This window comes from Anaerococcus sp. HMSC065G05, assembly GCF_001812365.1.
Lineage (GTDB): Bacteria > Bacillota > Clostridia > Tissierellales > Peptoniphilaceae > Anaerococcus > Anaerococcus vaginalis.
Genome location: NZ_KV808675.1, coordinates 1 through 349 on the forward strand (window position 1 = coordinate 1; position 349 = coordinate 349).

The 349-nt window shown below is 32.1% G+C and carries 1 protein-coding gene; it reads right to left on the reverse strand.

Going from position 1 to position 349, the window contains the following annotated elements; genetic code table 11:
- A partial coding sequence (locus HMPREF2852_RS00005; protein ID WP_148130530.1) for a transposase occupies positions 1-349 on the reverse strand: 349 nt, incomplete at both ends.

The following is a 349-nucleotide window of genomic DNA, read 5'->3' on the forward strand; positions in this document are numbered from 1 at the left end:
TAGGACTGGCATTATTCCTTTTTCTATTAGTTCTTTTGCTATTGCTGGTATTTTGTAGCCTGAATCCATTACTATTTTTTCTGGTTTATATTTTTCTAGTTTTTCTTTGAAGAATGATGGGAAGGTTGTGGAATCATGTAGGTTTCCTGGATAAGATTTGTATCCTAAAATCCAGCCATTTTTATCACATGATGTTTGAATTGAGTAAGCAAATACTTCTTTATGGTTTCCTTTATGGAATAGTCCACTTTCTGGATCTGTTGTTGATTGGATAATTTCTTTTTCTTCTAATATTTCTCCATCTGGGTAATCAAAGTCATCTTTGCCATTGTTGTTTCTTTCTTCGTTT